This window comes from Methylophaga sulfidovorans (genome assembly GCF_900114205.1).
Lineage (GTDB): Bacteria > Pseudomonadota > Gammaproteobacteria > Nitrosococcales > Methylophagaceae > Methylophaga > Methylophaga sulfidovorans.
In genome coordinates, this window is record NZ_FOSH01000009.1 from 1 (window position 1) to 20,081 (window position 20,081).

Annotated in this window: 17 protein-coding genes and 1 pseudogene; 9 read left to right on the plus strand and 9 right to left on the minus strand. The window is 43.2% G+C overall.

Annotated features, from left to right (window positions below; translation table 11 throughout):
* A partial coding sequence (locus tag BM232_RS08770) for an IS1595 family transposase (RefSeq protein WP_143092274.1) occupies positions 1 to 297 on the plus strand: 297 nt, incomplete at its 5' end.
* Between the two features lie 452 nt (positions 298 to 749).
* Here the strand turns inward: BM232_RS08770 and BM232_RS08775 are convergent.
* Both BM232_RS08775 and BM232_RS08780 read right to left on the minus strand, forming a co-directional pair.
* Complete coding sequence (locus BM232_RS08775; RefSeq protein ID WP_091713632.1) at positions 750 to 941, minus strand: AraC family transcriptional regulator; 192 nt, start codon at positions 939 to 941, stop codon at positions 750 to 752.
* 112 nt (positions 942 to 1,053) lie between these two features.
* Complete coding sequence (locus tag BM232_RS08780; RefSeq protein WP_218153322.1) at positions 1,054 to 1,563, minus strand: YgjP-like metallopeptidase domain-containing protein; 510 nt, start codon at positions 1,561 to 1,563, stop codon at positions 1,054 to 1,056.
* 200 nt (positions 1,564 to 1,763) lie between these two features.
* On the opposite strand from BM232_RS08780, the gene BM232_RS08785 reads away from it, so the two are divergent.
* Complete coding sequence (locus BM232_RS08785) at positions 1,764 to 1,958, plus strand: hypothetical protein (protein ID WP_091713635.1); 195 nt, start codon at positions 1,764 to 1,766, stop codon at positions 1,956 to 1,958.
* Positions 1,959 to 1,991: 33 nt separating this feature from the next.
* Here the strand turns inward: BM232_RS08785 and BM232_RS08790 are convergent, their stop codons facing one another.
* The 6 genes and pseudogenes from BM232_RS08790 to BM232_RS15110 form a co-directional block, all read right to left on the minus strand.
* Positions 1,992 to 3,224, minus strand: coding sequence for a GGDEF domain-containing protein (locus BM232_RS08790; RefSeq protein WP_245752861.1), 1,233 nt, complete (start codon positions 3,222 to 3,224; stop codon positions 1,992 to 1,994).
* A 449-nt stretch (positions 3,225 to 3,673) separates the two neighbouring features.
* Positions 3,674 to 4,957 (minus strand): annotated as a pseudogene (locus BM232_RS08795) (carbohydrate porin).
* Between the two features lie 31 nt (positions 4,958 to 4,988).
* The gene (locus tag BM232_RS15100; RefSeq protein ID WP_091713639.1) at positions 4,989 to 6,689 is read right to left on the minus strand and encodes a fructose-specific PTS transporter subunit EIIC; all 1,701 of its coding nucleotides are present in this window, start codon (positions 6,687 to 6,689) and stop codon (positions 4,989 to 4,991) included.
* 41 nt (positions 6,690 to 6,730) lie between these two features.
* Positions 6,731 to 7,681, minus strand: a complete 951-nt coding sequence (gene pfkB, locus BM232_RS08805; protein WP_091713641.1) for a 1-phosphofructokinase — start codon at positions 7,679 to 7,681, stop codon at positions 6,731 to 6,733.
* Positions 7,681 to 9,636, minus strand: coding sequence for a phosphoenolpyruvate--protein phosphotransferase (ptsP, locus tag BM232_RS08810; protein WP_245752871.1), 1,956 nt, complete (start codon positions 9,634 to 9,636; stop codon positions 7,681 to 7,683). Before ptsP ends, pfkB begins: the two co-directional genes overlap by 1 nt.
* Positions 9,561 to 10,190 (minus strand): PTS mannitol transporter subunit IIA, encoded by a 630-nt coding sequence (locus BM232_RS15110; protein WP_245752862.1) that lies wholly within the window; start codon positions 10,188 to 10,190, stop codon positions 9,561 to 9,563. The genes ptsP and BM232_RS15110 overlap by 76 nt, the downstream gene beginning before the upstream one ends.
* Before the next feature lie 198 nt (positions 10,191 to 10,388).
* Between BM232_RS15110 and BM232_RS08815 the strand changes: the two genes are divergently transcribed.
* The 4 genes from BM232_RS08815 to BM232_RS08830 all read left to right on the plus strand — a co-directional run bounded on the left by BM232_RS08815 (position 10,389) and on the right by BM232_RS08830 (position 15,917).
* Positions 10,389 to 11,372 (plus strand): LacI family DNA-binding transcriptional regulator, encoded by a 984-nt coding sequence (locus BM232_RS08815; RefSeq protein ID WP_091713644.1) that lies wholly within the window; start codon positions 10,389 to 10,391, stop codon positions 11,370 to 11,372.
* A gap of 105 nt (positions 11,373 to 11,477) precedes the next feature.
* Positions 11,478 to 12,497: a class 1 fructose-bisphosphatase gene (locus BM232_RS08820; protein ID WP_091713646.1), complete on the plus strand. Its 1,020-nt coding sequence runs from the start codon at positions 11,478 to 11,480 to the stop codon at positions 12,495 to 12,497.
* A 193-nt stretch (positions 12,498 to 12,690) separates the two neighbouring features.
* Positions 12,691 to 13,422: an oxygen-insensitive NADPH nitroreductase gene (gene nfsA / locus BM232_RS08825; RefSeq protein ID WP_091713649.1), complete on the plus strand. Its 732-nt coding sequence runs from the start codon at positions 12,691 to 12,693 to the stop codon at positions 13,420 to 13,422.
* Between the two features lie 191 nt (positions 13,423 to 13,613).
* Positions 13,614 to 15,917, plus strand: a complete 2,304-nt coding sequence (locus BM232_RS08830; RefSeq protein WP_245752863.1) for an FdhF/YdeP family oxidoreductase — start codon at positions 13,614 to 13,616, stop codon at positions 15,915 to 15,917.
* 154 nt (positions 15,918 to 16,071) lie between these two features.
* Here the strand turns inward: BM232_RS08830 and gcvA are convergent, their stop codons facing one another.
* Entirely contained in the window at positions 16,072 to 16,986 is a 915-nt protein-coding gene (gene gcvA / locus BM232_RS08835) for a transcriptional regulator GcvA (RefSeq protein WP_091713651.1), read from the minus strand.
* Positions 16,987 to 17,202: 216 nt separating this feature from the next.
* On the opposite strand from gcvA, the gene BM232_RS08840 reads away from it, so the two are divergent.
* From BM232_RS08840 to BM232_RS08850, 3 genes are read left to right on the plus strand one after another with little or no spacing between them, the layout of a single operon-like run.
* Entirely contained in the window at positions 17,203 to 17,853 is a 651-nt protein-coding gene (locus BM232_RS08840; protein WP_091713656.1) for a cupin domain-containing protein, read from the plus strand.
* A gap of 20 nt (positions 17,854 to 17,873) precedes the next feature.
* Positions 17,874 to 19,004 (plus strand): flavin monoamine oxidase family protein, encoded by a 1,131-nt coding sequence (locus BM232_RS08845; protein WP_091713660.1) that lies wholly within the window; start codon positions 17,874 to 17,876, stop codon positions 19,002 to 19,004.
* A 50-nt stretch (positions 19,005 to 19,054) separates the two neighbouring features.
* Positions 19,055 to 20,077 (plus strand): zinc-binding dehydrogenase, encoded by a 1,023-nt coding sequence (locus BM232_RS08850; protein WP_091713662.1) that lies wholly within the window; start codon positions 19,055 to 19,057, stop codon positions 20,075 to 20,077.
* Positions 20,078 to 20,081 lie beyond the last annotated feature (4 nt).

Below are 20,081 nucleotides of genomic sequence, written 5' to 3' on the forward strand. Positions count from 1 at the left end.
GTGAAACCTGACAGTATTGTCTATACCGATACTTGGCGCAGTTATAATGCGTTAGATGTAAGCGAATTTAAACACTATCGTATTAACCATAGTAAGCTTTTTTCCGATAAGCAAAATCATATCAATGGTATTGAGAATTTTTGGAATCAAGCTAAGCGCCACTTACGGCGATTTAACGGTATTCCAAAGGAGCATTTTCACTTGTTTTTGAAAGAGTGTGAGTGGCGATTTAATAACAGTGACCCAAAGAGTCAATTAAAACAATTAACTCAATGGGTTAAAGCGAATATGGGCTAGTTATCTGGATCAGCCCCTAAATTTAATAAAATAAATAAAGAACTTCTTGGTGAGTGTTTGGCTATGGCTCAGCACTATTTATCCCTCAATGTGCTAGTTGATAAATTGTCTTTTTAGACATAATTCACATACTTTTATTATTGATAAATAACCATACAAGTAGAGAGGTTGTCAACAAATTTTAACTCTGGAAATTTAGCAGAAAAAAGTGGCTTTAGTTAGGTTTAAATTTGTAAGAATAATCGAAAACGAGAAATAAGTTGAGATCGTAAATTTTCACTTTACCTGTGTTGATAAATATCAATGTGAAGAGACGTATATTGAAGAAGCATGCTCTGGAGGTAGAGAAAAGTTTTCTCTTAAATACTTTGCTTCCTGAGCGGGTGTTCGATTAAATAGCCTTTTGAATTCACGATTAAATTATGACTGGCTTTAGCGGCTGTCATTCCTCTTCAAACCATAAATAATCTCGCCTGATGCAATCTGACCGATTTCAAATACTGTATTGGGGATTCAGATGTGATCGCTTTGAAATAATAAAGGGCAGCAGTGCTCATTCCTGCTGCATTGGCCAGTTGTTGAATAGTAATATGATCTTTATAGGCATGATGAATAAGCTGAATGGCTTTTCCCTCTTTTCCCATTTGTTTCTGCATGGTCAAAGCGAAACTGACTGAACAGGCTCAGCAACGTGATAAATGAGAGAAACTGACGTTTTCTACCGATAGTTGATTAGGTTTTGTATAGATTTAAGACTCAATACAAGTCACCAAACAAGTCTAAATGCGTGAGATAAAGCCGGACATCAAATTCGAGTTGGTGATAGTCCGGTTCCATATGTGTGCAAAGTTTATAAAACGCTTTGTTATGGTCTTTCTCTTTTAAATGTGCCAGTTCATGTACCACAATCATATTCAAAAATGCGATAGGCGCGGTTTTAAACACCGAGCCAATTCGCATTTCATTTTTGGCTTTTAATTTACTGCCCTGGACTCGTGAGACATAACTGTGTAATCCCAGGGCATTATGAAGTACATCCAGCTTGTCATCATAGACCACTTTACTGAGCGGACTGGATTGACGCAGGTTCTGGTTCTTTACTTCCATCACATACGCATACAAGGCTTTATTGGTTTTAATGTTATGTGTATCCGGGTATTTCTTTAACAGAAACTGCCCGAGTGTTTTTGCTGAAATGGCGGCACTGACTTGATCCAGAACAGAGGCAGGGTAGCCTGATAAATATTTTAGTGACGACATACTCATGCAAATTGATTCAATTGGTAGGTTTTGTGAAGTGAATTGTAAAACAAATGGCAATGGGGGAGTGACACTTGAATATCATAGCTCTTTTTAAAGCGATCTTATTCCTTGACTATTTAATCTTGAAAAGCCATAAATGAACATATTTTTTACTGAATAGCTGTGTTACTGGAATACAATTTCTGTTGAAAAAAGGAAGCAAAATGCAGAAGGGTTTAGCGAAAGAATCAATGAAGTTTCTTAAGCTTGGTGCTGTAGGATTATTGCTCATCATTGTGCTTATACTGGCAGGCGAGAAACTGAGTGGTATCGATGCACTGATATTGGGTTTGCTGCCCTATGTGATTTATCAGATTTATTCCGCTATCCAGTCAGCTAAGAAAGGCAAGAAGAGATAAACGGATATAACGTTATTTACGTTAATCAAGCGGTCACAACAAAACGAACTTCGCCAAAGAATAATTGTTTTTGCCCTGACGTTTAACATCATACATCGCTCTATCTGCAACTTTGACCAGGTCATCAAGCGTACTGCCATGGTCAGGGAAAAAGGAAATACCGATACTGACACCAATTTTAACTTGCTTGGTTTCATTGTTTGAAAAAGTGAAGTCAATGGGTGCTTTCAGTTCATCAATCAGTTTTTGAGCAATGGTTTCCACGTCAGCACGATCTTTTAGATCATCAATCATGATGACGAACTCATCGCCACCAATACGTGCTAATTGATCTGATTGGCGCAATATATGAGTAAACCTTTGTGCTACTTGTTGCAGTACCTGATCGCCAGCATCGTGACCCCAAGAGTCATTGACTGATTTAAAGCCATCCAAGTCTAAAAACATAATGGCAATTTGTTGATTTTGTCGCTTCGCTTTAGCTAAATAGTCACCGGCATGCTGTTGTAAATAATGTAGTGAGGGCAGGCCGGTAATTGCATCGAAATGTGCCTGTTTTTTCAATTCGATTTGAGCATGATTGGCTGCATCTAAGGCTTGATGAAGCTCACTGACATCATATTCGGTGACTAAGATTAAAAATTCAGCCGTTAATGGATGACGAGTTATACGAATATCAAGTGTATGCTGACGTAAGCCTGCACTGGTTCTCATCATATGAGTCCAACGCCCAACGCGCTTTTCAGTAGCTTCTTTTAGACGTTTAATCCCTTCTTCGGGATGTTCAAAGCGAGCAGTAAAGGCATTTTTATCATCACTAAGTTGTTGTGGAATGATGTGTTTATAAGCTTCGGTTGCTGCCGGGTTTTCAATAACAATCTCACCAGAGAAGGTAAAAGTGCTGACCAACACAGTGGTATAGCGCATAGCTTCTACCAGTAATAAATTCTCAGGTGTTTCCCCCAGTTCTACCTGTTCATTCACATAAGCAATGATGGCACGATGCCGTTCAGGACCAATTAAAACAGCTTTATGCAACATATAAAGTGTTTTGGCTTTACCGTTTGGATAGGTGGTCCAAGGGTCAATGCTGATTCCGTTTTTAGCTGCTAATTCAAAGGTTTGAAGCATCCTGTCGCGGGCGCCTTGTGTGTCACCCGATAGATCTTTATTTACCAGCTCATCAACTGAGTTCAATCCCCAAAAAGTGAGCGCTGCTTCATTACCCCACCACCAACCATGTCTATCAAGATCAAAAATCCACACTATAGTAGGAATCAGCTCATAAAGAGCGAGCTCATCTAAACTTTTAATATGTGTAAGGTGACTGTAATCAGCGGTCATGGATGGAGTAAGTTGATTGTTTGCATGCTAGTAAAGTGTTAGCGGCATTATCGCATATGCAGACATCTAAATTTCGTCAAGAAAAATGGTGAATCCAGTCTTGAGTGCAGTACAAGGTAAAAATACATCCTAAGACGCCATATATTTAGATTATTGATAAGCAATCAGGGATAACTAAAAAGAGCTCGCTGATTTTATTGAGGCAGGAGCGGCTAGTGATGCCGAAAAACGTACAGAATCAGCTTGTTAGAGTGAATAAAAAGTTGGCTGTGTTTTGCGGAAGGTATCAGGTGAAGCACAATTATTTGTGCAAAAAAAGTGTAGATGGCTTAGATCGGCTTCTGAATAAAAGCCGATCTAAGCCAAGTTTTTTATTTCAGTGACTTAACGATATCGGCAAGATTAACATCGAAGCGTAGACCCAAAATAAAAATATTATCTAAGTCTTTTTTACGTCCAGGCTCAGAGAATTGATCGGGATTGATGATGTATTGAATATTTGGCTGAACGCGAATTTGTGATGTTAATTGATAACCATAGCTCAGTTCCATCATGACCTGATTATTTGCTGGCGTCCCTGATCCACCATTTAGTTTTCTTGCCAGTGTTAAGTCTTTAATCGCTTCCTGACTATAGTGTTGTTGGGATACGACAAAAGCGACCGTATCTTCGTCTCAACTATCAAAAGTGCCACGCTTAACGAAGCCACCTTGTAATTGATAATCTACTGCTAACTCTCCAGAGCCCTTTGTTAATGCGGCTCCGAATAAGGTTAAGCTACGTTTTGAGTCAGGATCCGGGCGATAAACGACTTGTTCAAAGCGAGCAAATATACCGGAACGTCCGTTTAATTCTGCGTATGGATTGCCTGTCTCGACCGCATTATTACCCGCACTATCTTTTAGAGGATCTGAGTAATCTGTTTTGTCATACCAGCCGCCTAATTCATAGGTACGAGGGTAGCGATCAGTGTCCCAGCTGGTTTTGTATCCCAAAGTGAATGGAACGATAAAGCCGTTTGATTCATGTGTATTCCATACCACGCCATGATCACTGTCATCTTGATGCCCGCTATTGTCTTCATACACACCGATATGGGCGTATACGTTTGGCGTGATCCAATATTTGGATCGAGCAGCCCAACTGGATACTGGCCACCAAGTAAAACTACTGGTACGAAAAACAAAGGTTGGATTGCCACAAGCGGCATTATTTTGAAAAAACTGACAAAGTTCAGACCCTAAGAAGTTAATATTGGCCACCATCCGGCCAGCCTCAAGTTCAAGTTTGCCATCTAATAAATGTTTTTCCAGTGAGAATAAAACCAGACGAGATCCCTGACCGCCATAAATTTCCTGAACAGAGGTGCTGTTACCGAGCGCTTTTTCAGCAAGATTATTACCATGTCGATTGGTTGCCGCTAAATGCAGCGTGGTGTCTGTCCAGCCAAAGGCTTTATCAAGGTTAATATCGGCACCTAGATAAAGTTGGCCAGCGTAAGCACTTTTTTCTTTTTTACCACCATTGATATTGCTGGCAGCTTCGCCAGTATAAGATGCGCTCCATTTTACTAAATTAGTATCGAATGACTCTGCCATTACAGGACTTACAAGACAGAAATAGATGAGTGAAATAAGGGCTGTATAAATACGCATGAGAGATGAGCCTTCCTGTGTTTTACATCATTCAGATATTTTTTTTCGTAAGAAATAGGCTAAGAGCCGTAATAACGCTGCCAACAACTATTGCTAATGCATACATCCCTACATGGGTGACCGCATTCGGAATACCTAATACAAAAATGCCGCCGTGTGGCACTTTAAGCTCTACGCCTACAGCCATAGAAATGGCCCCTGCAATTGCAGAACCGAGAATCAAAGCAGGGATAACACGGAAAGGATCGCGAGCAGCATAAGGAATCGCACCTTCGGTGACGAAGGCTACGCCGAGCACAGCCGCTGCGTTGCCAGCTTCGTGTTCCTCTTTATTAAATTTCTTAGGAAATAACTTTGTTGCTAATGCCAAGCCAAGTGGTGGTGTCATTCCATCGGCCATCACGGCAGCCATAGGTGCAAATACATCGCTGGTTACAAGGCCTGTGGCAAAGGCATAAGCAGCTTTGTTAACAGGCCCGCCCATATCAAATGCCATCATTCCACCCAATAACAATCCTAAAAATACAGCACTGCCAGCTTGCATACCCTGCAGCCAATCTTTCAAGCTAGACATGATTTCAGCCACCGGTGCGGCAATAACGAAATACATCAAAAGCCCTGTGATCATGGTTGTCAGAACGGGCAGTATGAGTACCGGTTTTAAGCCATCAAGGCTTTTGGGTAGTTGGATTCCTTTATTAAGGGCGACAGTGATATAGCCAGCCATATAACCGGCGACAATGCCACCGAGAAAACCGGCGCCAAGATTAGCGGCTAGCAAACCACCGACCATACCGGGAGTGAGTCCTGGCCGGTCTGCAATTGAAAATGATATGTAACCGGCAATAGCTGGCACCATAAGCACAAAAGCGCCTTTTGCTCCAATTTGGTATAGCGCATAAGATAGGGTACCGGCATTATCCTCTTGATAGGCATAGATACCGCCTAAGGCAAACGAGATAGCGATGAGTATTCCGCCTGCCACAACAAAAGGAAGCATGAAAGACACCCCTGTCATCAAGTGCTTATATGCACCTGCAACTCCTTTTTTCTTATCCTGTTTTGCCGCAGTTTCATTTTTAGTGACTTCTGCTGTGCTACTGGCGGAAGCTTCGTTAAAGGCTTTTTCTATAAGCTTGGCACCATCAGCAATAGCGGGCTTGGTACCTGATTTGAAAAGTGGTTTTCCTTGAAATCTCGACGTGTCTACAGTCGTATCTGCTGCGATAATAACTAAGTCAGCCGAGGCTATTTCTTCAGCAGTTAATTCATTCCTGGCACCTACAGAGCCTTGTGTTTCGACCTTTATCTCATAACCCAGATTTTTGGCGCCCAGCTGTAAGCCCTCGGCAGCCATGAATGTATGAGCGATACCCGTTGGACAAGAGGTGATGGCAACAATTTTTTTCACTTTTTTGGGCGAGCTATCAGAGCTTGCTGATAAGCGCTCCAGTACCTCAGATGGGGTATCCAGTACCTCATTAATACTCGCTGTGATCGTTGGCAGATTAGCAAGAGTTGGGTCATCTATTTCAACATCGCCCACCAGAAGCAGAGATTCTGCATCATTGATCATTGCTGGCGTTATGTCGGTAATCACGCCTTGAGGGGTACGCACTTCAATACAAAATGAATGCTTAAGTTCTGAAGCCGCTTTTCTTAACACTTCAGCGGCAAGAAGCGCGTGTGTTTCTTTATGTTTATCATCGACAATGATGAGTAGTTTTGACATCTTCATCTCTCCTGTAACCTTTTTTGGTGTAAGGCTCTGATTTAATTGTTTATATGGCTTGTTGTAACGGATTTTGCCAAAGAGTTAATGCGCTCTTTCGATGGTAGGTTGGGTCCATGCAGCTCTAATTTTCCTACAGCGAAAGCCGTTGCTAGTTTTGCCATTTCTTCTAAATTAAGATTATCCAATGCGGCAGCAACCAGGCCGGCGACCATTGCATCACCAGCACCTACAGAGCTTGCACTGGTTATTTTGGGGGGGCGAGCATGAAGCGCTTCTTTATTAGAGAAAAATAATGATCCCTCAGAACCTAAGGAGACAATGACATTTTCTATACCACGATTAGTGAGTTCTTGAGCTGCTTGAATGATGTCGCTTGTTTCTTTTAAGTCCCTACCCACAAAGGTTTCAAGCTCGTGTAAGTTAGGTTTAATCATAAAAGGAGCAGAGGCATGACCTGTCAGAATAGAAGACAGTGCTGGGCCACTGGTATCAACAATAATACGTAAATTCTTCGGAGCCAGTTCTTGCATTAAATGTGTGTAAAAATCCTCGGGGCAACCTGGGGGCAGGCTTCCTGATAACACCAGAGTAGAACCATTTTCGAGGGCACTCAGTCTTTGTAAAAGTCTGTCCAGATAGACTTTGGATATGTTCTGACCAGACATATTCAGATCTGTCGTTCCACCGCTGCTCTTATTGACGATCTTGATGTTTGTTCTGGTTTCTCCGTCAAAACGAACAAAGTTATCTCGAATTTTTTTCTGTTTAAAAAGCCTGGTGAAAAGTTCTGGATTATCATTGCCAAGCAGGCCGGAGGCACAAACATAAATACCCCAATCAGCCAGGCATGAGGCAACGTTGATACCTTTACCTCCCGCATTAGAACAAGCGCTATCTACACGATTAACCTGATCAACAGTCAAGTGGTCGACTTCCAAGGTTTGATCGATAGCAGGATTAAGCGTCACAGTGGTTACCGGGTGTATCATTATTCCGCCTCCTTAAGCTGACGAACCGCTTCCGAGGTTTCGGCTTCGAGTGCTTTCTGGGCTAATGCTTTAAGTTCATCCATTGAATTTTGGCGAAGGCGGGCTTTGACAGCGGGAATATCAAGGGGTGACATGGATAACTCAGTGACACCCAGTCCGGACAGGATGGCCGCACCATGCGGATCCCCTGCAATACCGCCACAGGCACCAACCCAGCAATTGTGATCCTTTGCTCCATCAACTGTTAGCTTGATAAGTTTGAGAACGGCAGGGTGCAGGCTATCTGCTTCAGCAGCCAATGTCGGATTTTGTCGATCCATTGCGAGACAATATTGGGTTAAATCATTGGTACCAATAGAGAAGAAGTCAGCATGTTTTGCCAATACCTTGGCTTCGAGTGCGGCGGCTGGCACTTCAATCATGACACCTATCGGGCAGCTTGGCGCTGCCATTGATTCTCGTACATCTTCACAGATTGCCCGTAGCTTTAAAAACTCACCCACTGAAGTGACCATTGGGAACATGATGGATAATTTAGCCCCATCTTTCAGTGCACGATAAAGCGCACGGAGTTGTGGCTGGAGCAGATCAGCACGCCGAAGCAGTAGTCGAGAACCCCGCACACCTAAAAACGGGTTCTCTTCTTCAGGTAAGGCGAGTTGTGGCGCTTGTTTATCACCACCAATATCAAGCGTACGAACAATCAGATCACGTCCTTCTAAATTCTTGCTCATGGCAAGGTAAGTTTCGTACTGCTCGTCTTCAGAAGGCTCATCATTTCGTTCAAGATATAAAAACTCAGTTCGCATCAAGCCAACACCTTCAGCGCCTTCAGATATTGCTTCTGCTACTTGATCGGGTAGATTAATATTGGCACCGATGAGAATTTGAGTACCATCTGTGGTTTTTGCAGGTAGTTGGCGGGATTCAGCTTCTTTTGCCTGTTGAGCTTGAAGCTTTGTTATCCACTCTTGTGCTGAACTTATATCATCCTCGTTCGGATCGATATAAATACGTCCTGCTGTACCATCAAGAATAAGCTGCGAGCCATTAGCGATATCCAGTAAGCCCTGACCGCCACCAACTAAAGCGGGTAAGCCTAATGTTCTTGCTAAGATAGCGGTATGAGAGGTGGGTCCGCCCTCTGACGTCGCTAAACCAATCACTTTAGTGGTGTCCAGAGCAGCTGTATCTGAAGGGGTGAGATCATCACTAATGAGTATGTATGGATGATCGGGACAAGCTGTCTCGGTGGTATTTGATAGCTCAGGGGCGATGTGAAATAAGACTCTGTTGCCAACATCTCTCAGATCAGTCGCTCTTGCAGCTAAAACAGGGTTACCAAGTGCTGACAGACGGTTTGCCATACGCTCAATACCGGTATTCCAGGCCCAGGCAACACCATGACCATCAGCCATTATCTGACAGACAAGCGTAATGAGATCGGTATCGTTTAATAACTCGATATGTGCCAGGAATATTTTAGCTTCTTGCTTTCCGAGTTGTTGCTCTGTCTCTTGCGAAAGAGCTTGTAGCTGTGCTTTTGTTTCTCTCAGAGCTTTATGAAGTCTTGATGCATTATCAGACAGTGATCCGGTTTCATCAGGTACGTCGAGTGTGTGTGTTATTTTTCGGTAAACTTGTCCGACCACCATGCCGGGGGCTGCTGAGGCACCAATGATGGCAGCTAAATCTTCTCTTGCTTGCCAGGAGGGACTGGATTTTTGTCGTTTTAATGCCAGTTCTGCATCCGCTTTTTCTTGAGCGGAGAGGCTTTGCATAAGTGTATGCATTACTGACAATGCTTTATCAGCATCAGCTCCCTCAGCAGATACAATAAGTGAGGAACCTTCACGTACTCCCAAGCGAAGTAAGGCAATTAAATTTTTTGCATCAGCGGTTTTATCTGCATGACGTATGCGAATTGACGAATGGAATTGTCTGGCAGTTTCAATCCATTTTGTGGCTGGGCGAGCGTGTAAGCCATTGGGATAATCCAGCGTCCATTCGATTTTTTTGCAAAGTCCGGCAAGACTTCGTTCTCTTCAGTTTCTTCACTTGAGTTATTGAGTGAAGTGACGATTAGCTGCTCGTCATCAGTTTTAAACAATTGTTGAAGTTGTTCGTCGTTTTGTAATAGGCCTGTTAACGTTTGGAGCAATGTAATATGCCCATCAGTTTGAGCCGCAATAGCAACCACCATATAGGCTATCTGACCTGGGTTCCATTCCACACCTTGAGGAATTTGAAGTATTGCGACTGCATCTTGTTTTATCAGATGCCGATCTTCAGCAATACCATGTGGAATAGCGATACCTCTGCCAAGAAAGGTATTGGCGCGTGTTTCACGCTCTTTCATACTTTGTGCAAAAGCGGGATCAACACAGTTATTCTCCACTAGTAGCTGTGTTGCTTGTTCGATAACGGTTTCTTTGTTAGATGCGCTGACGTTGAGCTGTACTATTTGTACAAGATCTAGCTCGCCATTCGTTTGCTTCATTACAAGCATCGTTTTCTCCTCTCTATTTACGCCACGCTTTTCATGTCTACGTGAACAGATATTTCTGTTTTGTTGCATTGAAAACGTTTTCATATTAAATGTCAAATTATTTGATGGAATAGCATTTGAATATATGATAATGTCTTAATCAAACATTGATATCTATTGGTTTTTTTTGTTTTAACTAAATTGGAAACGTTTTCTTATATGGCTGTCGGAATTAAAGATGTAGCGAAAATAGCTGGTGTTTCACCAGCTTCAGTTTCTAGGGTATTAGGAGGAGGTTCTGTTAGTGATAAAGTACGAGAGAAAGTACTAAACGCTGTAAAGGCCACGGGATATCGTCCTAATATGGCAGCGAGACGGTTACGTTCAAACCGTACAGAGACAATTGGGTTGATCGTAGCTGATCTGGTCAATCCTTTTTTTACAGCAATCACTCAAGCAGTAGAATCTGCCGCCTATAAGGCAGGCATGCGAGTTATGTTTTGTAACACGGGTGAAGATCCTGAACGTGAAGAAATGTATCTCAGATTTATGCAAGAGGAACGCGTTTCCGGCTTGATTGTCGCACCCACAGCGCAAGGCTTGAAGTCGCTGAGCAAATGGAGTTTTGACTTCCCATTAGTGCTGATTGACCGTGCTAGAGATAAAGAAAAATTCGATGTGATTGTTATGAATAATCACACGGCGGCTAGAGAGCTTGTTACTCATCTTCACAGCCAGGGATATCAGCGTATTGGTGGCTTATTTGGTGCGACAAGTATTACCGGCGAGCAACGAAAAGAAGGGTATATAGAGGCTATCCGTTCTCTCGGTCTTAAGCCTGAAATCAAGAGTCTGCCATCCACTGCTATTGTTGCTCAAAAAGAACTTGAAGCATGGTTTTCATCAGCTGACAGACCAGATGCCATTATTCTCAGTAACAGTCTTTTTACCCGTTCAGCCTTGATGGCTGCCAGAGCAACAGGATTGCAAATTCCCGATGATATTGCCATTGCCGGTTTTGATGATGAGCCATGGTCATCATTAGTTGATCCGGGTATTACTGTTATTCGTCAACCCGTTGAAATGATGGGGAAAGAAGCTGTTTCAGCGGTTATTCAACGTATTGAATCACCGAATGCTCCTCTACGTCGGCTTATGCTGTCAGGTGAGTGTGTGATTAGAGGTTCAAGTCGGAAGCGGTAGCGTCATCAATAAAAATGCGTATGAGTGATGTGGCCTGATCACCAGCATATAAATAATCGAATATTCACTTCGACTCAATATAAGCCAAATTGACAGGAGACTTTTATGTCATCTATTGGAAAATCGATAAATCAATTTATGAGTGAGCAGCAGAATGAGACTGGCTCAAACACCGATGACTTATCAGGTCTTATTGCTGATATAGCGAGTGCCTGTAAAAAGATTGCTCATCTGGTCAATCGCAGTGCCATCACAGGAATAGGTGGTGTGAGCACGTCTGAAAATGTACAAGGCGAAGTCCAGAAAAAACTCGATATCATCACTAATGATGTCATGGTTGAACACCTTAATCATCATGGGCACCTGGCAGCTATGCTATCTGAGGAAATCGAAGACATTATTCAGATTCCCGAACATCTTCCCAAGGGGAAATATCTTATTGCTTTTGATCCACTGGATGGTTCATCCAATATTGATATTAATATCTCTGTGGGCACTATCTTTTCAATATTACGTTGTACTGATACCAGCAGCGATGTATGGTCAGACGACTTTTTGCAAGCAGGTACAGAACAAATCTGTGCTGGTTTTTGTGTGTATGGTCCCACGACCATGATGATTCTCACGACTGGTCATGGTGTAAACGGTTTTACGCTGGATAGTGATATTGATGAGTTTGTTTTGACTCATCCTGATATGACCATCCCAGAAGATACCGCTGAATTTGCGGTTAATATTTCGAATAAACGGTTCTGGGAAACATCTGTTCAACGCTATATTGATGAATGTATTCAAGGCGTTGATGGTGACAGAGAAAAGAATTTCAATATGCGTTGGGTCGCGTCCATGGTGTCAGATGTTTATCGAATACTGATTCGTGGTGGTATTTTTCTCTATCCACTCGAGACTAAACCGGCGAACTCAAGTGGCAAACTACGCCTGATGTATGAAGCCAACCCGATGAGTTTTATTGTTGAACAAGCCGGTGGGCTCAGCACAACAGGGTATCAACGAATTATGGACATAAAACCAACAGCGCTACATCAACGTGTGCCAGTTATATTGGGGTCCAAAAATGAGGTGGAGCGAATAATACGCTATCACAAAGAAGAAAAATTGAGCTGAGTCATTCAAAAAGAAATGCATCAACTCACTGACATATAGATTGCTTAGAGTGAGTAGCGAAACTGAAGATGAGTTGGATGGAATAAAACACCATTTCTCTCAACCAGGAGCTTCGTGCCATCATATTTTGAGCTTTTACCGATAATGCCATCGCCGATAAATTGATAAATACGCTTTAGGAGAAATCTTTTATATGAACGAAACTATCGCATTACTGAAAAATCATCGTTCAATTCGAGAATTCACACCGGAACCGGTAAGTGATGAATTAGTGCGTGAGATTATTGATGCAGCAGGTTGGTCAGCCACGTCTAATTTTGTTCAGGCATACACGGTTATTCGTGTCAGAAACCCACAAACACGCCAGCAGATTGCAGAGTTGGCAGGTTCGCAGAGCTGGGTAGAAAACAGCCCGGTATTTCTGGTTTTTTGTGCCGACCTTAAACGAAATCAAGCTGCTTGTGCTTATGAAAACATGGAGATGGTATCCGGTTACACCGAACAGTTCATTATTGCGACAGTGGATGTGAGTCTGGCTGCACAGAATGCGATGATTGCTGCAGAATCATTAGGTCTCGGTGGTGTCTTTATCGGTGGCATCCGTAATAATCCAGAAGAAGTGTCTGAATTACTTGAGCTTCCTGATCAGGTTTATCCAGTCTTTGGTATGTGTCTTGGTTATCCGGCAGCAGAACCTGAGCAAAAGCCAAGACTGCCAGTCGATGTGGTTTTGAAAGAAGAAACATATCAGCAGGACGTATCAGAACTGGAACAGTACAACGAAACGTGCAAAGCCTACTATCAAAACCGTTCCAGTGGTTCCCGTGATGAAACATGGACTCATCAAATAGCGACGATGATGAGTAAGCCAATGCGAGCTCATATGAGGGAATTTCTGCAGAAAAAGGGCTTTAAGTTTAAATAAACTTTCGGGCAAAACAGTCTGTGCCATCTCTCTTGTGCTCAGCTGGAACTATCAACCGACAAAAGAACCAAACAACTATCCAATGATGGAAGCAGGTTTTCTGGTGTCTGGTGATCATGCTTTTTTACATGCGAAAGTAGCTCCCAGCTTGCTGAATAATATTCTTATTGCAATACAAGTCAGGAGGAAGCATGACAAACTCGAACAATAAAAATGACCATTCCTCTATGGGCCAGGATCCCAATACACCATACGATAAAGGGCCCGCCGGTGGCTGGGGATCGCTTCGAGGTGTGTCGGAAATTTTTGGCGAAGTTCACGGTTCTACCGTAGCAGCGAAAATTCTATCTACGCTTAATAAGCCCGGTGGCGTTATGTGCAGCTCATGCGCTTGGGCTAAACCGGCCAATCCATCTAAGTTCGAGTTTTGTGAAAATGGTGCCAAAGCCACTTTGTGGGAATTGGACGAGAAGCGGGCAGATGCTAACTTCTTCGAACAGCACAGCATTACTGAATTAAAAACGTGGCATGACCATGATCTGGAAAAAGCTGGGAGGTTGTCCGAGCCACTTCGTTATGATGCAGAACGCGATAGATATGTACCCGTCAGTTGGGATGTAGCTATACAGGAGATTGGTGCCAAGCTTGCAGCAATGGATCCTAAGGAAGCGGTATTTTACTCCAGTGGGCATGCCGGATTGGAAGCCTCTTATCTCTATGCACTTTTTGCAAGAGCAATGGGACATCAGAACTTGCCCCAGTCATCCAATATGTGTCATGAAACAACCAGTGTGAATCTGAAGACCTTTGTCGGCACCCCCGTTGGCACTTGTACACTGGAAGATTTTGAACATTGTGATGCCATTTTCTTCTTTGGACAGAATACGGGTACTAACTCACCACGTTTCCTGCATACACTGAAAGCGGCCGTTAAACGAGGCTGCAAAATTGTTACTTTCAACCCGATACGCGAACGTGGCCTGATTGAATTCGTCGATCCACAGAACATCATGCAGATGATAACCAACAACCCCACCGAGATTTCCAATAAATATTATCAGGTGAAACCAGGCGGCGATATTGCCGTTATTGCTGGCATGATGAAGTATTTGCTGGCACGTGAAGAGATGGCTCCAGGTGCCATACTGGATCAGGACTTTATTGCTGCTGAAACAACTGGCTTTGAAGAAACCGTTGAAAAGGTCAATGCTTTCGATTGGGATGATATTGAAGCAGAGTCTGGCCTCAGCCGTACCATGATTGAAGAAGCTGCAGAAATCTATATTCAGGCAAAAAATGTCATCGGTATTTATGGCATGGGGCTGACACAACATGTCGACGGTTGGCTCAATCTGGGGATGTACTGCAATCTGCTACTGATGCGTGGCAATATCGGTCGCCTTGGTGCAGGCATTTCGCCCGTACGTGGGCATTCCAATGTGCAGGGACAGCGTACGGTTGGCATTGGTGAAAAATCTTCCCATATGCCGGCTGACAAATTACATGAATTATTCGGCATAGATGCACCTGCAGAAAACGGCAAGAATATTGTGCAAGCCAGTCAAGGCGTGTTGGATGGCAGCATCAAAGCCATGCTCTCACTAGGCGGGAATCTGTTACGAGCTTTACCTGATAATGAACGTCTGGAAAAAGGCTGGTCAAATCTGGATCTGACAGTTCATATCGCCACCAAACTTAATCGTTCTCATCTGGCCCCAGGTAAAGTCAGCTATATTCTTCCTTGTCTTGGTCGTACCGATATCGACCAGCAGCAAAATGGCCCGCAGGCTATTTCTATGGAAGATACCTTTAGCCATATTTATGGCTCGATTGGTACAGCAGAGCCACCCAGTGATCAAGTCCGCTCCGAGACAGCGATTGTGGCTGCTATAGCGAAAGCAACATTACCAGCCAATCCTAGGCTGCGTTGGGATGACTGGGCTGCCAACTACGATTTGATTCGTGATTTGATTGCTGAAACATTCCCTCATGATTTTAGTGACTTCAATAACAGAATGATGCAGCCCGGTGGTTTCTATCGTGGTAATCCGGCTCGCGAAAGAGAATGGAAGACGGAGAGTGGTAAAGCACAATTTACAGCACCAACAAAACTGTCTTCACTTGGTCAGCATCCCAGCGGTGATAAAGCTTTCACGCTAATTACATTACGTTCCAATGATCAATTCAACACCACCATTTACGGCTTTTCTGACCGGCTCCGTGGTTTGGAAGGAAGTCGTGAAATCGTGCTGATCAATCGTGAAGAAATGGCGCGACTTGGCTTGCAGGAAGGACAAATAGTTAGCCTGTTTAGTCAGGTAGAAGATGGCAATGTGCGTCAGATCGACGGCCTGAAAGTGACTCCTTACGATCTGCCTGATGGCACGGTAGCCGGATATTATCCTGAACTGAATCCACTGGTTCCACTGTCGTATCACGAAAAAAATTCGCTGACGCCAGCATACAAAGGCGTGCCTGTGGAAATAAGGCAATAATGATGTTGTTATAGCTTAGATTAAATTAAACATGGAACAATAAGTATTCATGTCGTTACGGAGATAGTAAGGTCTGGTTTATTAGACGACATTTTTTACCTTAAAAATGCGTCTTTTATTCTCAGGCCTTGCCAAATCTTCTGGGGAACATGATTTAGCGAGTAGTGACTTCACTCACTAACCAATCTCTAAAAGCACTAAGTTTATTGAGCGTGGCGCTTTCGGCTCGATAGACAATAAAATATGCCATCGAAGACGAGTAGCTTATTTCAGGAAATAATCTAATCAAACGTCCTGATTTAAGGTCATCTTCAACCATAACGCTTCTGGCTAAAGCTATCCCTCGATCATCCATAGCGGCCTGAATCACCGCAGCCGAATTATTGATTCTCAATCCATGCCTTGCACTATCAAACTCAACATTGACACTTTTAAACCAGGCGTCCCAATTCGGAAAATTAGTTTGTTTTTCCATAGAGTCATCGTGGATGAGAGTTTTACCCGTCAACTCACTTGGACAGGTTAAAGTCGGGTTCTCCATAAGAAATGTTGGCGAGCACACTGGAAATACGCTTTCATCCATGAGTTTTTCTGCAATAAGTCCTGGCCAGCTTCCCGAACCATAACGCACACCTATATCTACTCGCAATGCAACAAAATCCACAGGTCTAAGGTGTGTTTCCAGACGAACATCCATCTCTGGCCATTTACTTTGGAACCGATGTATACGAGGTAACAGCCATTTAGCTGCGAAGGCCGGACTTACCGTCACAGTCAATGCCTTTTCAGCAGGGTCCACTTTCAGTTTTTCTAATCCAGCTGTGATTTGCTCAAAGCCAGCTCGAATATCAGGCAGTGCAAGCTCAGCTGCTTGAGTCGGAATCAGACGGAAACGGCCCTTATTAACTCTTTCGAATAAGGCAACACCCAGCCAGCTTTCTAATGTACGAACTAATTGACCTACCGCAGCAGGAGTCACATTAAGCTCATTGGCTGCAGCAGAAAAGCTCTTATGCCGGGCGCTTGCTTCAAAAGCACGTAGTGCATTGAGATGAATTGGTAATGTCATAGTGGTAAAGAAAATCTTTTAATCTATATCAGAAAAAGTCGTTTGCACGAATTAGGTTTAAAACGAAGAATAGCATCAAAATCGGCTTGTTAGTAATAGGCAATACAAAGCACTAGAGGCCTGGTTAAATTTAGTGAGAAAGAAAAAGTTTTAACTATTAAATAGGTCAGATAGATAAGGTTTAAACGCTCACAAAAAATGAGCTGATGAGGAAACATGCTGATTAACAATGATTTCACTGAACTTGCCGTTGTGAAAAACAATGAGTACCAATGGCATTCATCGCCGCAAGTAGGGATAGAAAGAGTCTATTTGGACAGGATAGGTGAAGAAGTCGCCAGAGCAACAAGTCTGGTTAGATTTGCAGCAGATTCAATCCAACCACGACACACACATGACGGCGGAGAAGAAATATTCGTACTCTCCGGTACCTTCTCAGAAGGTGATAAAGATTATCCTGCTGGCTACTATCTACGAAACCCGCCTGGTTCGGAGCATCAGCCGTCTAGTCGAACAGGTGCGCTTATTTTTGTAAAGCTGAGGCAAATGCATTCAGACGACAAATCCATTATTAGAGTGAATACCCAAAACCACGCTAACTGGATCGAGACACAAGGGACTCAACGTTGCCCGTTATTCTCCAACCATTACGAGGATGTTTACCTTCAACGTTTCCCTGCAAATAACGTATGGCATTGTGAATTAGAGCGGCTGACAGAGTTATTAGTGCTGAGTGGCGATATCAGCATCGAAGGTGAACATTATGATGAAGGAAGCTGGATTCGATTTCCTGCTGACTCATCGCTAAAGATTTGTATCGGGCAACAAGGGGCAAAGCTCTTTGTTAAACACTATGAACTCGCATAAACGCGTAGAGTGATCTGAAAATGAAAAATAAGAAAGTAGCCATTATTGGCGGCGGATTGAGTGGCGTTTATGCTGCTTACCTACTGGAGCAAGCTGGCTTTGATGATTATGTTTTATTAGAAGCTAAGGAATACCTGGGTGGACGTATTTTGGCTACGCCGTCCATAAGTGAGGCCAATGCACTTGATAATACTGCATCACTTAATAGATTTGATCTCGGTCCAACATGGTTCTGGCCTCAAATACAACCTCAGTTGGCGGAATTAATCAGTGAACTAAAGCTGGAGACATTTGAACAGTATGATGACGGTGACATGCTTATCGAAAGAGAGAGTAACCGCCCTGTATCGAGAATGCCTGGCTATGTACACAGTCCTATTGCTAATCGCTTAGTTGGCGGTATGTCGTCACTTATTGATGCACTCTCAGCAAAACTTAATAAAGACAACATTGTGACTAATTGTCAGGTTAAAAGGTTAAGCATCAAAGGGGAGAGTATTGAACTGCTTGCTGTGGACAAAAATCAAAATGACGTGACCTACTCAGTGAATAAGATCCTACTCGCACTACCACCTCGACTCACTGAAAACGCGATTGAATTTATACCGTCGCTACCAGAGAAAACAAAACATCAATGGCGTTCAAGTGGAACATGGATGGCGGGGCAGGCTAAATATGTCGCTGTCTATGAAAAGCCGTTTTGGAGAAATCAGGGATTTTCAGGTCATGCGGCAAGCCTCATAGGAGTCATGGGTGAAATACATGATGCAAGTGCGTCAGATGATGTTGGTGCCTTGTTTGGATTTTTGAGAGTCCCTCCAGCATATAGAAATAGTCTCTCCAATGAAGAGCTAAAATCATATTGTCGAACCCAGATAGTGAATTTATTTGGGCCAGAAGGGGCATCACCCAAGGCTGATTTTATTAAAGACTGGGCACAAGACCCGTTTGTAGCAACAGATTTAGATATACAAAGTCATAATGGCCACAGTCCTGCTCCAGAAACAGCCGTATCGAATGGCCCGTGGGAAGGAAAACTAAACGGGATTGCGAGTGAGTGGGCAACGATATATCCCGGTTATTTGGCGGGTGCTATTGAAGCTGCATCTAAAGGTGTGAATAGAATCATTCATACGAGTCTGGTGATGTAAGTACATTTCCATTCACGTTCTGTTTGTATTTTCTGAACCGGGAAAGATAGATGAAAAAGACATATCGAGCGATGCAAGTAGCTAGCGCAGGGACTTTAGAGCTGGTTGAGCATGAGCTTCAGCTACCAGAAGCTGGGCATGTACTCATCGAAGTTGAAGCCTGTGGTATTTGTGGCGCCGACAAGAATGATATAGAAAAAGTAGTCTCTGCTCATGATTCCCCGAGAGTGCCTGGACACGAGGTTGTTGGCAAAATCATAGCGGTCGGTGACGGGACACCACCTATTTGGAAGCTGGGTATGCGTGTCGGTGTTGGTCGCTTAGGTGGTCATTGTCATTACTGCGAAATGTGTGCTCAGGGAAAGTTTAATCTCTGCCAAAATCAGCCCATTATTGGCTCATCGTGTGATGGTGGCTATGCAGAAATGATGATTGCACGTTCTACAGCACTTGTTTCTATACCCGCTGAATTAAGTTCTGAGGAAGCCGCTCCTATCTTATGTGCAGGTATTGCCACATTTAATGCACTAAAAAAATGTGGGGCAGAAGCTGGAGACACCGTTGTTATTCTGGGAATAGGTGGCTTGGGGCATATGGCTATTCAGTATGCCAGTAAAATGGGATATAGAACTGTCGCCGTAGGTCGAGGCAATGATATTGCTGATATGGCCATAAAATTAGGTGCGCATGACTACATCGACACCAATATCAAAGATTATGAAAAACAGTTGCAGCAATTCGGTGGCGTCAAAGCTATCATTAGTACTGTTGATAATGCAGAGTTCACATCAACGTTTCTAACCGGTTTGAGTCCAGATGGTCGTCTGGTCCTTCTGGGCTTAGGAAAAGAACCTTTGAGTATCAAGCCAGGTATGTTGGTCGGAGGGCAGCGAAGTTTGTTTGGCTCTATTACAGGCACACCTAATGAAAATGAGAAAGCACTGAAGTTTAGTGTTTTAACCAATGCGAGACCAAAGATTGAGACATTACCTCTTGAAAAGGCAAATGAAGCATATCAAAAAATGAAAGCAGGTAAGGCTGAGTTTCGTATGGTTTTAACTATGAAAAATTAACATA

Bases quoted from the DNA above. Each gene is read 5' to 3' on its own strand.
- BM232_RS08775 (WP_091713632.1), bottom strand. From the start codon at position 941: ATGGGAAAAGAGGGAAAAGCCATTCAGCTTATTCATCATGCCTATAAA.
- BM232_RS08780 (WP_218153322.1), bottom strand. From the start codon at position 1,563: ATGAGTATGTCGTCACTAAAATATTTATCAGGCTACCCTGCCTCTGTT.
- BM232_RS08785 (WP_091713635.1), top strand. From the start codon at position 1,764: ATGCAGAAGGGTTTAGCGAAAGAATCAATGAAGTTTCTTAAGCTTGGT.
- BM232_RS15100 (WP_091713639.1), bottom strand. From the start codon at position 6,689: ATGTCAAAACTACTCATCATTGTCGATGATAAACATAAAGAAACACAC.
- pfkB (WP_091713641.1), bottom strand. From the start codon at position 7,681: ATGATACACCCGGTAACCACTGTGACGCTTAATCCTGCTATCGATCAA.
- BM232_RS15110 (WP_245752862.1), bottom strand. From the start codon at position 10,190: ATGCTTGTAATGAAGCAAACGAATGGCGAGCTAGATCTTGTACAAATA.
- BM232_RS08815 (WP_091713644.1), top strand. From the start codon at position 10,389: ATGGCTGTCGGAATTAAAGATGTAGCGAAAATAGCTGGTGTTTCACCA.
- BM232_RS08820 (WP_091713646.1), top strand. From the start codon at position 11,478: ATGTCATCTATTGGAAAATCGATAAATCAATTTATGAGTGAGCAGCAG.
- nfsA (WP_091713649.1), top strand. From the start codon at position 12,691: ATGAACGAAACTATCGCATTACTGAAAAATCATCGTTCAATTCGAGAA.
- BM232_RS08830 (WP_245752863.1), top strand. From the start codon at position 13,614: ATGACAAACTCGAACAATAAAAATGACCATTCCTCTATGGGCCAGGAT.
- gcvA (WP_091713651.1), bottom strand. From the start codon at position 16,986: ATGACATTACCAATTCATCTCAATGCACTACGTGCTTTTGAAGCAAGC.
- BM232_RS08840 (WP_091713656.1), top strand. From the start codon at position 17,203: ATGCTGATTAACAATGATTTCACTGAACTTGCCGTTGTGAAAAACAAT.
- BM232_RS08845 (WP_091713660.1), top strand. From the start codon at position 17,874: ATGAAAAATAAGAAAGTAGCCATTATTGGCGGCGGATTGAGTGGCGTT.
- BM232_RS08850 (WP_091713662.1), top strand. From the start codon at position 19,055: ATGAAAAAGACATATCGAGCGATGCAAGTAGCTAGCGCAGGGACTTTA.